10 protein-coding genes are annotated in these 14,917 nt (G+C 58.3%); 6 read left to right on the top strand and 4 right to left on the bottom strand.

The window, feature by feature from the left end; all coding sequences use genetic code 11:
- Nucleotides 1-61 precede the first annotated feature (61 nt).
- The 4 genes from polA (at nt 62) to CA85_RS05315 (ending at nt 6,109) form a co-directional block, all read left to right on the top strand.
- Nucleotides 62-3,166 carry a DNA polymerase I gene (gene polA / locus CA85_RS05300; protein WP_146390243.1) on the top strand — a complete coding sequence of 1,035 codons (3,105 nt, stop codon included), beginning with the start codon at nt 62-64 and terminating at the stop codon, nt 3,164-3,166.
- A 725-nt stretch (nt 3,167-3,891) separates the two neighbouring features.
- Nucleotides 3,892-4,395 (top strand): DUF4430 domain-containing protein, encoded by a 504-nt coding sequence (locus CA85_RS05305; RefSeq protein ID WP_146390244.1) that lies wholly within the window; start codon nt 3,892-3,894, stop codon nt 4,393-4,395.
- A 23-nt stretch (nt 4,396-4,418) separates the two neighbouring features.
- Nucleotides 4,419-5,381, top strand: coding sequence for a hypothetical protein (locus CA85_RS05310; protein WP_146390245.1), 963 nt, complete (start codon nt 4,419-4,421; stop codon nt 5,379-5,381).
- Nucleotides 5,339-6,109: a class I SAM-dependent methyltransferase gene (locus CA85_RS05315; RefSeq protein WP_246112524.1), complete on the top strand. Its 771-nt coding sequence runs from the start codon at nt 5,339-5,341 to the stop codon at nt 6,107-6,109. The genes CA85_RS05310 and CA85_RS05315 overlap by 43 nt, the downstream gene beginning before the upstream one ends.
- A 70-nt stretch (nt 6,110-6,179) precedes the next feature.
- Here the strand turns inward: CA85_RS05315 and CA85_RS05320 are convergent, their stop codons facing one another.
- On the bottom strand, nt 6,180-8,027 hold the full coding sequence (locus CA85_RS05320; RefSeq protein ID WP_246112525.1) for a tetratricopeptide repeat protein: 1,848 nt from the start codon (nt 8,025-8,027) through the stop codon (nt 6,180-6,182).
- Nucleotides 8,028-8,231: 204 nt separating this feature from the next.
- On the opposite strand from CA85_RS05320, the gene CA85_RS05325 reads away from it, so the two are divergent.
- A complete protein-coding gene (locus CA85_RS05325; RefSeq protein ID WP_146390246.1) occupies nt 8,232-9,215 on the top strand; it encodes a 2-hydroxyacid dehydrogenase in 984 nt (327 codons plus the stop codon).
- Entirely contained in the window at nt 9,208-10,782 is a 1,575-nt protein-coding gene (locus CA85_RS05330; RefSeq protein ID WP_246112526.1) for a YihY/virulence factor BrkB family protein, read from the top strand. Before CA85_RS05325 ends, CA85_RS05330 begins: the two co-directional genes overlap by 8 nt.
- Before the next feature lie 42 nt (nt 10,783-10,824).
- On the opposite strand, the gene CA85_RS05335 is transcribed toward CA85_RS05330, so the two are convergent.
- From CA85_RS05335 to CA85_RS05345, 3 genes are all read right to left on the bottom strand, one after another.
- Nucleotides 10,825-11,292, bottom strand: a complete 468-nt coding sequence (locus tag CA85_RS05335; protein WP_146390247.1) for a hypothetical protein — start codon at nt 11,290-11,292, stop codon at nt 10,825-10,827.
- Nucleotides 11,293-11,435: 143 nt separating this feature from the next.
- Complete coding sequence (locus tag CA85_RS05340; RefSeq protein WP_391564839.1) at nt 11,436-12,989, bottom strand: sulfatase family protein; 1,554 nt, start codon at nt 12,987-12,989, stop codon at nt 11,436-11,438.
- Between the two features lie 133 nt (nt 12,990-13,122).
- Entirely contained in the window at nt 13,123-14,304 is a 1,182-nt protein-coding gene (locus CA85_RS05345) for a DUF5658 family protein (RefSeq protein ID WP_146390248.1), read from the bottom strand.
- Between the last annotated feature and the right edge of the window lie 613 nt (nt 14,305-14,917).

Consider the following 14,917-nt stretch of genomic DNA (forward strand, 5'->3'; position numbering starts at 1 on the left):
GGTTTGATCCATTTTCGCTATCTCTCTTCACGCCCCGCCTTCTCTGAAAACCGTCGACCGCATGGCCAAAGCTCGCCCCACATCGAAACCTGACGATCAGATGATGTTCAGTGGGTTCGAGACGCAGTCCTCGCCCCCGGAGACTCCCACACCGCGTCAAACGGGCCGCAGCGTCAATTCGAAAACGCGAAAACCGAACCCAGTGACAGCCGCCTCGTCCACCGCGAAGGCTGAGGCCGATGTGGACCCCGCCCCGTCCCGGGTCCGCGAGGATGCGGCGCGGCAACAGCGCAATGATGCCGTGGGCATCGCCGAGGGATCGCTGCCGGAAGTCTTGCGGCGAACGATCGCGCCGTCGCTCGACGAGCCCACCCCCGATCTTTCGGGAAAGCTCGTCGTCGTCATCGATTCTCACTCGTTGATCTATCAGGTCTTCCACGCCCTGCCGCCGATGACGAGCACGGGCGGACTCCCCGTGGCGGCCGTCTATGGGTTTGTCGGCGATATGTTGGAACTGATCGTTCGCAAGAACCCGGATTATTTGATCGCTGCCTTTGACAAGGGAGCCATCACATTTCGCAATGACCTCTATCCCGACTACAAGGCCAACCGGGACTCGATGCCCGACGAGCTGCGACAACAGATCCCATTGATCCGGCAGATCGTCGACGCCATGGGAATCGGGATTATGGAGCAAGCCGGGTACGAAGCCGATGACCTGCTCGCCACGGTGGCAGCGAAGGTGCAAGCCGCCGGTGGCGATTGCCTCGTCGTTACCAGCGACAAGGATTGTCGCCAACTGATCACGCCGCAGACGCAGATTTATAACCTTCGAAAAGACGAGTTGATCGACGCCGCTCGGTTGTGGGAGCTATGGGGAATTCGCCCCGACCAAGTCGTGGACTATCAATCTCTCGTTGGTGATCCAGTCGACAACGTGCCCGGCATCTCACTGATCGGTCCGAAGCTGGCCAAGACCTTGCTCGAACAATACGACACGTTGGAGGGAGTGCTCGACAACGCGGAAAAGTTGACGGGCAAGAAACGCAAGCAGAACCTGATGGAAGGTCGTGAGCAGGCGATGCTCAGCCGCTCATTGGTGGAACTACGCAGTGACGTCGACTCGCCGATTCCATGGAGTCGCTCGGTTCGCTCGGCAGCTGATTTGCCCCGCGTCGATGCATTGTTGCAGGAATTCGGTTTTCGCCGACTCCGAAACCGAGCCCCCGAAGTCCTCAGTGGTGAGGGGGACGGTAGCGGTGTAGGCGAACCGAGTGAAGCGGAGTGGGTTGCCGATTATCAAATAATCACCACCGAATCGGAACTCCGTGAGCTCGCCACGATGTTGGCGGGCCAGTCGCGCATCGCGATCGATACGGAAACAACCAGCACCCATGCGCGCGGATGTGACTTGGTCGGTATCTCGATCGCTTGGGATGTGGGCGCTGCCGCCTACATACCGATCCGCGCCCCGCTTGGCGACGTGACGCTCGATGAAACAATGGTCATCGAGACACTGCGTGAAGTCTTGGAGTCCGACACGATTGCTAAGGTGGGGCACAACATCAAATTCGACGCGATCGTCCTGCGATCGGCCCGGGGGCAGACATCCCTCGGTGGCGCTGATGATGACGCTGACGTCGTCGGCGAACGGGTCTCCGGCGTCCAGCTCGGTGGGATCACGACCGATACGATGATCGCCGACTACTTACTCAATCCAGGCCGGCGTAATCATACGCTCGACGATCTCTCTCGCCGACGCCTCGATCACACCACGACACCGATCAAGGATTTGATCGGGACGGGCAAGAAGCAGATTCGCATGGACCAGGTGCCCGTTGATGTGGTGGCGCCCTATGCCTGCGAAGATGTTGATGTGCCATTGCGGGTGGCCGACGATTCCGATCGTGAACTCGCTGAGTCGCAGCTCGCGGATCTGTATGAGACTATCGAGATGCCGCTCGTCGAGGTGCTCGTTGAGATGGAATCCAACGGCATTCGAGTCGATGCGGAGTCACTCGCTGAAATGAGCGGTCGGTTCGAAGCGGAGATTGCCGATTTGAAAGCCGTCGTGTTTGCGGCAGCCGGCCATTCTTTCAATCTCGACAGTCCCAAACAGCTAGCTGGCGTTCTGTTCGACGAATTGGGACTGCCCGTCATCAAGAAAACGAAAACCGGTATCAGTACCGATGCCGATGTTTTGTCGCAACTCGCTGTTAATCACGAGATCGCAAAGCATTTGTTGCAGTATCGGCAGGCGACCAAGCTGAAGAACACGTACATCGACACTCTGCCGCAGTTAATCTGCGAGAAAACAGGGCGTGTGCATACGTCCTACCGTCAGGATGTCGCGGCAACGGGGCGGCTGAGCAGCAGTGAGCCTAACCTGCAAAACATCCCGATTCGTACCGAGCAGGGCAAAGCGATCCGCGGCGCCTTCACAGCCGGTAAGTCCGATTGGGTGCTCCTCGGGGCTGACTATTCGCAGATTGAACTCCGTGTCTTGGCGCATTATAGCGGCGACGAAGCCCTGCTGCAGGCATACCGTGATGACGCGGACATCCACACCCGGGTGGCTGCCGAGGTCAACGGCATCGCCGAAGCCGACGTGACCAGCGAATTACGACGGATCGCGAAAACCATCAACTTTGGGATCGTCTACGGCCAGAGTCCCTTTGGTCTGGCCAAGACCCTGGGGATCCCCAAAGAGGAGGCGCGGGACTATATCGAAGAATATTTTCAGCGGTATTCTGGGGTGGAGCAGTTCATGTTGGAGACGCTCGCCCGCTGTCGGAGCGAGGGGTACGTGTCGACCATGCTGGGTCGGCGACGTGAGTTACAGGGTGTTCGCGATTTATCGAAGTTGCCGCCTGAGAAACGTCGTAGTCTCACCGAGGTCGAGCGGATTGCGATCAACATGCCGATCCAGGGCACTGCCGCTGACTTGATCAAGCTCGCCATGCTGCGCGTGCACGATCAATTGAAGCAGAGTTCGCTGCAAGCCAGGCTGCTGCTGCAGATTCACGATGAGCTAGTGTTAGAGACCCCAGCGGACGAAGTTGAAGAGCTAACGCAGTTGGTAGTCGAAGCGATGACGAGCGTCATGGATCTCGACGTGCCACTGAAAGTCGACGTAGCCTGGGGCCCCACCTGGGCAGACTGCTGATCAGTAGCCAGACGGCTCCGCCCGTCTGAGCTGTGGGAGAGTGCTCGTTCTCGCGACGGTCGGAGCCGTCGGTCGACAAAGTAGCCAGACGGCTCCGCCCGTCTGAGCTATGAGAGAGTGCCCGTTCTCGCGACGGTCGGAGCCGTCGGTCGACATAGTAGCCAGACGGCTCCGCCCGTCTGAGCTGTGAGAGAGTGCCCGTTCTCGCGACGGTCGGAGCCGTCGGTTGACATAGTAGCCAGACGGCTCCGCCCGTCTGAGCTATGAGAGAGTGCCCGTTCTCGCGACGGTCGGAGCCGTCGGTCGACATAGTAGCCAGACGGCTCCGCCCGTCTGAGCTGTGAGAGAGTGCCCGTTCTCGCGACGGTCGGAGCCGTCGGTTGACATAGTAGCCAGACGGCTCCGCCCGTCTGAGCTGTGAGAGAGTGCCCGTTCTCGCGACGGACGGAGCCGTCGGTCGACATAGTAGCCAGACGGCTCCGCCCGTCTGAGCTGTGAGAGAGTGCCCGTTCTCGCGACGGTCGGAGCCGTCGGTCGACATAGTAGCCAGACGGCTCCGCCCGTCTGAGCTGTGAGAGAGTGCTCGTTTCTCGCGACGGTCGGAGCCGTTGGTCGACAATCCACCGCCATTGCGACTGTCTGCTGCGGATGGATAATGAGTGGATCAGGTATTCCAGATAGTCAGGTTGCCTGATCCCTTATCCACCCCCATTGGAATTGCTGCTATGAGTTGGCCAAAGCTGAAGTTGATTCGTTCCCGTACTGCTGTGGGGCCGATCGCGGCGATCGCTTGCAGCGTGATGCTGCTGATGACTACTGGTTGCCGGGTGGAGTCGCCACCTGAGACCGCTGAATCCACCCAGTCCTCTTCCGGATCCACAGAGACAGTCGCGAGCGACTCGTCGCCAGCGAGTACGGCTACTGTCGTGGTTGAAATCGATAAGCCGGGGGGTGACGGCGAAGCCGAATTTCGACAGTCCTTCGATGTCGCCGCCGGCACGACTCTCGAAGAGGTCATGCGGAAGATCGATGAGCCCGAAGTCGTCATCACCGGAAGTGGCGTGACCGCGTTCGTGCAGAGTATGGATGGCATTGAGACTGACGCATCGCGGGGTTGGACATTCAAGGTCGACGATGAGTTCTCCAGTGTGGGAATCGGTTCGGTGAATCTGACTCCGCCGCAAACGGTGCGTTGGCAGTTCACGACATTGGAGGAAGCGACCCAGTAATTCCCGGATAACTGGACGACCGCATGAACCGATCGAGTCGACGCCAACGAATCCCGTGGCTGGCCTGGCCGAGTATGTTGTCACTCGACGCAGTGTTGGTCTCTGTCGTTTGGCAGCAACTGTTGATGCGCGGCTATTGCCAGCGGGGATCGACTTGGACCGAGTCGGTATCGCTTGGGGCCACGGTCTGGTTGATCTACGTCGCCGACCGTCTGCTCGATGCGGCGCGGTTGGACCTGGGCGCGCCTCACACCCTTCGGCACGCGTTCTACCGGCAGCACCGACGCTTCTTTCACGCGGTGTGGATCATCGTGCTGGCTATCGATACCTTTGTCGTGATTCACTTTCTGCCTCACGAGTTGTTGCGAGCTGGCGTGCTGCTCTCTTCGGCAGTGCTGATCTACGGGGCGAGCGTGCATTTTTCACATCGACGCTCTGATGTCGATGCCGGTCGTTGCTCGAATCCACTCCGCAGGCGACCGCTTCCGAAGGAGGCTCAGGTGGGTTTGCTATTTGCTGTGGGAGTCTCACTGAGCGTCTGGACCGAGATGTCTGTCGCAGGCGATCGCGGCTCCGAATTGGTGTCGCTAGCCGCCACTACCTGCTTTTTGGCGGTTTTGTTCGGTAGCAATTGTGTGCTGGTGGCTAGGTTCGAGCGTGACCTGGACCGGGCGCAATCCTTCCCCTCGATCGTGGCTGGGGATTCGCGTGCTCGCGATGGTCGCGTCCCCGCCATGATTCCAAACGCGGTCGCGTCAACGATGGGGCTGCCGGTGCTGTTGTTGCTATTGCCGATGCCCGTTTCTGTACTCTTCACCGCGGTGCTCAGTGCCGTGGGTTTAGCCGCTATGGCATTGAAGTCGCAGCCGGTTCGACCGCAACCGGAGGGGCCTCTCTACCGAGCGACTTTTGATGTGCGTGGAGCTGGGGTGGACGCCGCTGTGTGGATTCCACCGTTGGTGATCCTCTTGTTGGGGCTGTTTTGACAGCCGGGCAAACCTCGCGATCACAGCGTGGTTACGACCGCTTGGCCGTCCACTATCGCTGGTTGGAAAGGCTCGCGTTCGGCGGTCAGTTGCAGCGTGCGCGAATCGCCCTGATCGATGAACTGCCCAGCTGGAACCGGATGCTCATTCTCGGTGATGGGGATGGGCGGTTGCTCGATCGAATGGCCGCTAGAGAGCACCACGGTGCTGGAGACCCGTCTCCACGTCGAGACACCGTGAGAATCACTAGCGTGGACCAGAGCGCCAAGATGCTGCGGCGACAGCGGATGGGCGTCCCTTTGCATGGGGCAAAGACTGAGCCAGAGGTCGAATTCATCCAGTCCGACGCACGATCATTTCAGCCCGACGCGGGCGTATTCGACGTGATCGTCACGCCGTTTTTCCTTGACTGTTTCACAGCGGCGGAGTTGGATGTTCTCGTGCCACGTTGGCTGCGAGGCCTGCGGCCCGGCGGACGCTGGTACCATGTCGATTTCATCATGCCTGAATCCGGGTGGAAGCGCCGGCGAGCATGTTCCTGGTCGTGGGCGATGCACGTTTTTTTTCGCTGGCAGACAGGCCTTGAGAACCAGCGGCTGGTCGATACCGAGGCCGCTATTGAACGCTGCGGGCTGGCCAAGGAAGCCGAGCGAATCAGTGGTGGCGGGATGATCGCCACCCAGATCTGGCGGTTCGACGGCGGGAGCGGAGAGTCTCCGTTGGATTGAAAACCTCCGCTCCTTTGCAAGTTGTTCTGTAGTGGACGAGGCATTGATGGATCCTGCGTCCCGCAGAGCATCAGGTGTCGATCAGATCTTCGGGCGATAGGATTGGAAGTTGGTTTTCTTCGGTTTCCTGTTTCTCTCGCCAAGGCTCGTTCTTGCGGTAGGATTCGAGTTCTTGCTCGAGTTGGTCGATCTGGTCGTTTTCTTCCTTTTGGCCCTGCTCGACGGCTTTCTTGCTCCACTGGATCGCTTTGTCAAAGTCACCTGACTCGGCATACCCGGCGGCCAGGGTGCTGAGCACGTGGGCTTCGGATTCGTCGGTGAGTTCGACGGCTCGCTCCCCCAGTTCAACGGCGCGTTGCCCGTCACGAACATCGTCCTGCGGCGAGGTTGCCAGCACCCAAGCAAGGTTGTTCAGGATGCCGGACAGGATCGCAGTGTTTTCCTCGTCATCCTGGTCGCCGATCTCATCAAGTGCTCGCTCGTAGTCAGCGATGGCTTCGCTGTGTTCGCCCACAGCGAGATAGGCGTCGGCCCGCGAGCGGAGCACGGCTGAGTTACCGGGTTCTTTCTCGAGGACACTGGTGAGCGTCTCGATCGCTTGGCGTGGACGATCGTCTTGCAAATAGAGGCTGGCCAATTGCAGTTGGCGGAAAGTATCGTTGGGATTCCGTTCGATTAGGATTTGCATGTCGCTGATCGCATCGGCCATCCGTCCTTCTTCGATCGCGATGAAGCAGCGGACCACGATCGCTTGGTCGATCTGTTCGACTTGGGGCGCGATTTCGGTAGCAGATTTTAGGTCTTGTTTCGCGGATTTGACGTCGTCGCGGCCCAATGCTAATTCAGCTCGCTGGAGTAGAGCCAAAGGGTCCTTGGGCTGCATCGCGAGTGCCTTGTTGAGGTCGGCAAACGCTTCATCCTCTTTTTCGAGCATGCGATACAAGATGGCACGAAGTCGATAAAGCCCTTCGCTGGGGCTGGCTGCGATCGCCTTGCTCAGCAGGGCAACGGCATCGTCGGCGCGATCGAGATCGACGAGTTGTTGCACTGTCTCTTGTGCGATCTGTTGGTTGGTGGGGTCGAGTTCGAGCACTCGTTGGAGGTCCTCGACGGCCCTTTCGACGTCGCCAGCCTGTAGTTGAGCTCCGGCGCGTTGGCGGAGGGCATCCGCATTTCCCGGATTGGCTTCGATTGCCGCGTTCAGGTCAGCGAGTTTCTTATCGGCGTCTTCTTGGGTCACCGCCCGCAACAGATACGCTTTGCTTTGCTCGATCGGGTTGTCAGCGTAGAGTCCGATGGCGGCTGTGGTGGATTCCCGGATGACATCGGTATCCCCATCGGGCAGCAGATTGAGCTGGGCGATCAACATGTGGGCTTCCGCCAAATCAGGATCATTGTCAATCGCATCCTGCAGTGCTCGAGTCGCCTCGGTGCGCGCCAGGAGTTGTTGTCGGCCGCGAAGCCGAACCATCGCGCCGGCGAGTCCTTGGCCTCGTTGGAGCTGGACGCTGCCGAGCATCTTGCGAGCAAAGGTATCGTTCTCCTCGCTGAGCCCTTTCGCGAGTGCGGATTCGATAAGCGCCGCGACAGCTTCGAGGTCGCCGTTGGATTCCGCATCGATTCGTTTCAGAACCGCTTCGTCCAAGTCGGCCTGTCCAGGATCAATCTCCGCATTGACAGGCGGTGGCGACAGAGGTGGCGCAGGCGTTGATTCCATAGGCGCGGCGTCGGCGGCCGCGTCTGGCGACTCTTCATCCGTTTCTGCCGGAGTAGCGGTTTCGACTTCCTGGGCCGTGGCGATTGAGGTTCCGCAAGGATGTACGAAGCCGGCCACCAAGACCAAGCAAACGATCAGATGAAGCCTGCGTGATCGGTCGTCGATGGTGGCGGATTCCGCTATGATTGAAATTCGATTCATCCTGTATTCTCGCATGGGGTATCGTGGTGATTCATCTTCGTGCTCATCCGGCATGTGGACATCGAATTTGTCTGTTGACTACCGGGATCACGCGGAGCTTCTCCTGTTGATTATGGCGAACGCGGCAACTGCAGCGAAGGCCAATCTTGACTAAATTAGCGCTTTGTTCGCGGCAATCCATTCCCCTTTTCCCCATACGATCCGATGCCAGAATCTTCCCGGCGCCAAATTTTTGTGACTCGCGAGCTTCCTGGTAGCGCCTTGGAGCGGCTGGGGCAGGCCCACGATGTCTCGGTTTGGCCGCATCGTTCGCCGCCCACGGCCGCGGAGCTGCTCGAGAATGTGGCTGGCTGCGATGGGTTGTTGACATTGCTGAGCGACGGGATTGATGAGGAGGTGATGCAGGCTGCTGGGGCCGGCCTGAAGGTGATCAGCAATTACGCGGTTGGCTACAACAACATTGACCTCGAGGCAGCGAGCCGGCGCGGAATTCGAGTGGGCAATACGCCAGATGTGCTTACCGACGCAACCGCCGATCTGGCAGTCACACTTCTGCTCGGGGCGGCCCGGCGGGTTCGGGAAGCCTCCCAGGAAGTCAGCAGTGGCGATTGGCAGACCTGGGAACCAGCCGGACTGCTCGGGCGGGAGTTGAGCGGTCGCACACTCGGTGTGATTGGCATGGGACGGATCGGAACCGCAATGGCGAAGCGGATGGTCGGCGGATGGAACATGAAGCTACTTTACACGGCGCGATCGGATCGACCGAAGGTTGACGAGTCACTCGGCGGTCGCCGGGTCGAGTTGGCGGAACTGCTCCGACAGAGTGATTTCGTTTCCATCCATGTGGCGTTGTGTGACGAGACCCGCCACCTAATCGATGAGGCTGCTTTGGCAGAAATGAAATCGACTGCGGTCCTCGTCAATACGGCTCGCGGTGAGATCATCGATCAGGACGCCTTGGTGCGATCACTGCGTGATGGAGGAATCTTTGCAGCGGGACTCGATGTCACGACACCTGAGCCGTTGCCACCATCGCATCCCTTGGTGAAGTCTCCCAACGCGTTGATTCTGCCGCATATCGGAAGTGCCACGGACACCGCCCGTCATGAGATGGCTGAGATCGCCGTCGACAACGTTTTGGCTGGTTTGAACGGCCAAGACCTGCGATGCGAGGTGAACCTTGCCTAAATGGCTCAGCTACTTCCACGACGCGATTCGCCAGCCGCGTGAGGAATTGTCGAAGCGGCAACACCAATTGCGGTATGGTTGGGACCTGATGGTTTATTGTGGCCGCCAGCTCCAGCGTCATCGAGCGGAGGGCATGGCCGCGGAACTGACCTACCGCACAATCTTTTCGCTGATCCCCGTCGTCGTTTTGGGCTTGGTCATGTTTCGGATCGTCGGTGGACTCGACGATGTGCAAGCACGGGTTGAGAACCAGCTGTACTCGTTCTTCGGCGTTCCTGAAATTCCAACGCAGTATATGCAGGAGCAGGCGGAGGAGGTGAAGGAACAATCTGAAGAGGCAGAGCAGGAGTCCAAGGAACAGATTGCCAAGGTGCTCTCTGAAGATGACAGCACCGATCCTCCCAAGCCGCTAGTGACGCGGCCCCCGCTCGAGTCACCAGAACCTGCCGAGGGCGTGGTCCCTGACTACAGCGGGAAAGAAGGGCCCGAAGAGCGGGTCGACGAGGCCTTGGTGGATGCTGTTGCCGAGAAGGCCGATGATGCGGCCACAGCAATGGAGGCGCGTGCGAGTATCCGGCGGACGCTGCACAACGTGACGTCTCAGATTGCCTCGCTCGATTTCGCATCGATCGGTGTGATCGGTTTGGTGTTGTTTCTTTACGCCGCTGTCGCGTTGGCCGATTCCACCGAATACCTGTTCAATATCATCTACGAGGCACCCAAGCAGCGTCCGATCCACCTGCGACTGGCTATTCATTGGTCGATTATCACGCTCGGCAGCGGCCTGCTGGCTCTGAGCTTGTATCTGTCGGGTGAGTTTGTCGATTGGTTTGGGACGATGGGAGCGGGCTCGAGTCCCACGTGGTTCCTGCGTCACCTGCTGTCGTTTTTGGCAGGCTGGGTGTTGTTATTCCTGCTGTACTCGATGATGCCCAATACCCACGTGTCGCTGCGGGCTGCGGCGATCGGTTCGGGCGTTGGCGCTGTGCTTTGGGGGTTTGCTAAATTTGGTTTTCAAATCTATGTCAGCAAGGCGGTGCCGTACTCGGCTCTTTACGGATCGCTCGGCTTGATTCCGTTGTTCTTGTTTTGGATATACGTGACCTGGCTGATCGTGCTGTTCGGGTTGATTCTAACCTACACGACCCAGACCATGCGTGGTCGCCGTCTGCGAAGCAGTTTCATTGAGCCCGATGCGGTGCCGTCGGGTGATCCAGACTGGATGTTGCCGATCATGACCGAAGTGGCGATGGCGTTTCAACGCGGCGATGTGACCGGTCGACAAGATCTCGCTGAGGAATTGGGATTGAGCAGTCGGGTGGTCCACGACTTGGAAGATCAATTGATCAGCGGAGGGTGTTTGCGGCGCGTCCCCGGCGAGGACGACGACGTTCACCTCACCCTGGCGCGGCCAGCGGAGCGGATTTTGATCGCTGACATCTTACGTTTGGCGCATCAATCACGCCCGATGAACTCGCATCCGGCGTGGAAAGCGTTGGTCAATCTGAAATTGGCTGAACGCAACGCTGCGGGTGAGCAAACACTCGCCGATGTAATTAAGCGTTAGTGAAACCGGGCCCGCAGGCTGATCGGCAACTCGCCGGGCGGCTCAGCGAGGTTGTTGCTGCCAAGGCGGGGGAGATCGCGTCGAGGTTGGGTAGGTCGTGCCGTATCCGCTCGAGGCGGGTTGTTTGTTGTAAGCTGGCGCGTCGTGCGGTTGGTTGTCATACGACTGGTTGTCATACGGTTGGCCACCGTAATTCTGATTTCCGTAGGCAGGCTGGTTGCCGTAGGAGGCAGGCCTCGCGTATCCGTCGTTGGCTGCGGGCGCCGACGGTTGGGGCGGTGGCCAGCTTTGTTCTGCTGGCGGGTAGCCGTCGGCCGATGTGGCGGTCTGCCGACCCTGATTGTGATTATCGAGTATCTCGCGGCCGCGATCGATCGCCTGTTTGGTATCGTTGCGAATTTCTTTCTTATTGATATCGATTCGCGTGCTATCACCGTCACGCTCGATCGTGAACCAATTGGCCATGAAAGCGGCCCCGATGGCCAATCCAAGAAATAGTAGTGTCCGCATCGCTCGTCCTTGAGTGCAACGACTATTTGATCTCATTGCAACGACCATTCGATCGGAGTGCAATGACGATTTACTTCAACGACGCGCCTCTTCGGGCGGGCCGCGTCAACGCGATCATAGGAAAATCGCTCGATAAAGAAAGGTCAATTTGCGTCCTTTTTCGGATCCGAGACTTTTCCTGATTGTCCCGTTTTCTCCCAAGGGAGCCGGGCCTCTGCTTCGATTTCCGCATCGATTTCGAGCATCCGCTGATGCAGCTTTTCAACGATGTCGGGGTGTTTTTTGGCAAGATTGTTCTGCTCGCCGAGGTCATTGGCCAAGTCGAATAGGGAAAATTTCGGAGCTGGGGCGGTCGAATTGGAGGAATTCGACGTCTGTTTCTTCGCCGGTTGCTTGGCCAGGAGCTTCCAGTCGCCCTGCCGAATTCCTTCGATTTTGCCATGCGAGGTGTAGTGCACAAATTCACGCCGCGGTGACTGCGTTGCCTCACCGGTGACCAACCCGGAGAGGTCCATGCCATCAATTTTCTGGTCCGGTGAAAGCATCGAGTTTGTCAGTGAGGCGATGGTTGGCAGGATGTCGATCGTTCCCATCAATTCATCGCACTGCGTGTTGGCGGGAATGCGCCCTGGACCCCACATCACACAGGGGACACGCTGGCCGCCTTCAAACGTCGTGCCCTTGCCGGCACGCAGAGGCCCAGCCGAGCCTCCATGATTCTTAAATTGCAACCACGGTCCGTTGTCCGATGTGTAGATGACGATGGTGTTCTCGGCGAGATCGAGTTCTTTAATCGTATCCATCACCCGCCCCACTTCGCTGTCGATATGCTCGATCACGCAGGTGTAGGCATTTTTGGGGTCGGGATCATAGGCATCTTCGGGGACGTACAACGGAATGTGGGGCATCGAGTGTGCCAAGTAGACAAAGAAAGGTTCGTCCTGGTGGTCCGTGATAAACTCGACGGCGTGGTCGGTATAGCGCCGCGTGATCGTGCGCTGGTCTGCCGGTAGCTCAACAATCGTCTCGTTCTCGATCAGTGGTGCCTTCCAGTGCGTGAGCGTTGTTGCCGGATCGAGCCACAACTCGTCTGAGGACATCCGCGGTTTGCGTTTGTTGTCAGGATGGTTCATGTCGTTGGAGTAGGGGATGCCAAAGTATTCATCGAAACCATTTTGGCGTGGCAGCGTTTCCGGATGATGACCGAGATGCCACTTTCCATAGCAGGCTGTTGCATAGCCCAATCCCTTGAGGTGATCGGCGACGGTGACCTCATCGGGGTTCAGGCCGATTTTAGATTGGGGGAACAGGACATGGCGATGCAGGCCGACCCGTTTCGGGTAGCAGCCCGTCATCAGAGCAGCTCGCGAAGGGGTACAGACGGGTGAGGCGACCATGAAGCTGGTGAAGCGTCGCCCCTCAGTCGCCATTTGATCGATGCGGGGCGTTTCGATCTTGGTCGAGCCAAAGCATCCCAAATCTCCGTAGCCCTGGTCATCGGTGAAGATAATCACGAAATTCGGACGCTCCTTGACCTCGGCATGCAGTGAATTCGAGGTACTGATCTGGTAGCTCAGTAGCATCAAGACGGCCACCGCAAAGGTGGCGTGTTTCGCTTGCCAGCGACCGAGGACCGCCGCAGGGCACCCACTGGATTGCGTCGGATGGGTTGGTGGCGATGGAATGAATCGATTCATGCTGGGCTCTCCTGGGACGGCATCATGACACGGGGGCGTGCGCCAGAAAGAACAGGGCAGCCACTCCGTCTGTAGAGTAACGCATCACGACACCCGCGTGTGCGGTCAGTCCCAAGAGTCCAGCGTGTTCTCGCTACACCAGCATCGAATGAAAAGAAAGCCAGCGGACGGTCAGTAGCGTCATTGTGAGACAACACCACCACGTCGCTTTTCGTGTCAGCGGCAAACGTCGCAACCAAAAGAACAAACTGATCGACACACCGGTGACAATCAGTTTGAATGCGATCAATTGCGACGTGTCATCGATCAACTTGCTACCCAGCGGATTGAGTTCTCGCATCGACCCGGCGCTGTGCGCCATCACGGTCCAGACCAGATCGATCATCGACATCGACGCCATGATGACGAGCAACCACACCACATTCTTAGAAAGTTCGCTCGTCTCTTGCCGGTCGATCGCAACAGAAAAGATCGTATGCGCGCTAGCCATCAAGTGGCCTAAGCCAACAACGACCAAGATGAGTGCCACCATCGTTAGCGGGTAGCTTATCGATTCGTTCCATTGGACGGACGCAACCTGCGCATCAATTTGATTAACAGCTTGCGTGTATTCATCGATATGCTGTGACGCACGTTCAACAAAGACAGCTGTCGGCTGAAATTGCTCAACCAATAGACGCCACGTTTCGCGATCCTCCATACCGTAAACTGTGTAGGGGATTTCCGCCACCGATGTTGGGCGCTCCGACAGTGCCACCAGTTGCTTGAGCAGTGTGTGGCTATCGTCCATTGACCCCAGCCTCATTGGTTTGGCACCCGAGCGAAGGATCATCAGCACACCTTGATGGAGCAGATCGAATTGTTGATGGAACTGTCGCAGTGCGAACGCGTTCGCGGCGCTCCCGGCTCTCTCATTGTCGGCCTGCCTGTTTGCCGGAGTAGTACTGCCTGGCGAGTTCCTGTTGCCCCTATTGCCTGAAGACCATCCGCCTTCGGCCGGCCTCGGCCCTCCGCCGCGCCGTCCGAAACTGGCTCCAGAGCGGTTCCAGTTGCCGCGATCGTGGCCGGAGGACAGGTCGAAGGCATCGGCGGTGAACGCGCGCCCGTTGATGCTGATTTCGTCCTCGTTCAGCTCAATCTTGTAAGGCGGCGCAAGGTACTGTCCATCGACGAACAAGAATCCTTCTTCGGAGAGGATGGGGGCTGTATCAAATCGATTTCCAGAGAAAGGAATGCGCTGCGCGAATCCCGTCTGGGCGATCAAGGTGATCGCAAAGGTTCCCAGCATCGTGCGAATCAATCGAGACGATTTCATGGCATCCGGTGAATTGAAAGAAGAGAAGGATGGAGTCTGTCTTCGTCAGGCGTGGTTCCCAGCCAGGGCGGCCGCCTGCGTCGTCCGGCGAACCGCCGCAGTAACTGGTGAAATGTGCTTAGGTACCGTGTTTCGCGTTTTAACCCCGAGGAGCGTCCCAGGTGTCGGGCGAATTATGCTAGCCTGTTGGACGGGCGAGGCCAAAGGGGTTAGATTCATCCGTCAGTCCCGTCTAGGGAGGGTGACGCCTCGCAGTGGGGATCGCCCGTGAGCAATGGAAACGCAACGGTTTCCGTCGCAATTCAACGCTGGCGTCCGTATGAATACCTAGGAAAAGGCATCGCTGCTGCGTGAACCGCCGAACTCCTGCGCGACCAACTCCTGCCTCGTTCAGTGGGAATAGGGCTCGCCAGTTTCGGGCTGCAACGCGGCGAGTTAGCAGTGAAATTGTCCGCGGACGATACCAACCTCGCCATGGGTTCCGATGATCGGTTGTTCCGGAATTGACGACCAATCGCCCGAATGACACAGTCGGGATCTGACGGTCAGTGAGGAAGGAATTGCTGCCAGCAGATTCAACACGACTAAGCGAAAACGGCCCACATCTTTACTT

It is taken from the genome of Allorhodopirellula solitaria, from assembly GCF_007859855.1.
Lineage (GTDB): Bacteria > Planctomycetota > Planctomycetia > Pirellulales > Pirellulaceae > Rhodopirellula > Rhodopirellula solitaria.

Excerpts from the sequence above, each read along its gene's own strand:
- polA (WP_146390243.1), top strand. The coding sequence starts at position 62 with ATGGCCAAAGCTCGCCCCACATCGAAACCTGACGATCAGATGATGTTC.
- CA85_RS05305 (WP_146390244.1), top strand. The coding sequence starts at position 3,892 with ATGAGTTGGCCAAAGCTGAAGTTGATTCGTTCCCGTACTGCTGTGGGG.
- CA85_RS05310 (WP_146390245.1), top strand. The coding sequence starts at position 4,419 with ATGAACCGATCGAGTCGACGCCAACGAATCCCGTGGCTGGCCTGGCCG.
- CA85_RS05320 (WP_246112525.1), bottom strand. The coding sequence starts at position 8,027 with ATGAATCGAATTTCAATCATAGCGGAATCCGCCACCATCGACGACCGA.
- CA85_RS05325 (WP_146390246.1), top strand. The coding sequence starts at position 8,232 with ATGCCAGAATCTTCCCGGCGCCAAATTTTTGTGACTCGCGAGCTTCCT.
- CA85_RS05335 (WP_146390247.1), bottom strand. The coding sequence starts at position 11,292 with ATGCGGACACTACTATTTCTTGGATTGGCCATCGGGGCCGCTTTCATG.
- CA85_RS05340 (WP_391564839.1), bottom strand. The coding sequence starts at position 12,989 with ATGAATCGATTCATTCCATCGCCACCAACCCATCCGACGCAATCCAGT.
- CA85_RS05345 (WP_146390248.1), bottom strand. The coding sequence starts at position 14,304 with ATGAAATCGTCTCGATTGATTCGCACGATGCTGGGAACCTTTGCGATC.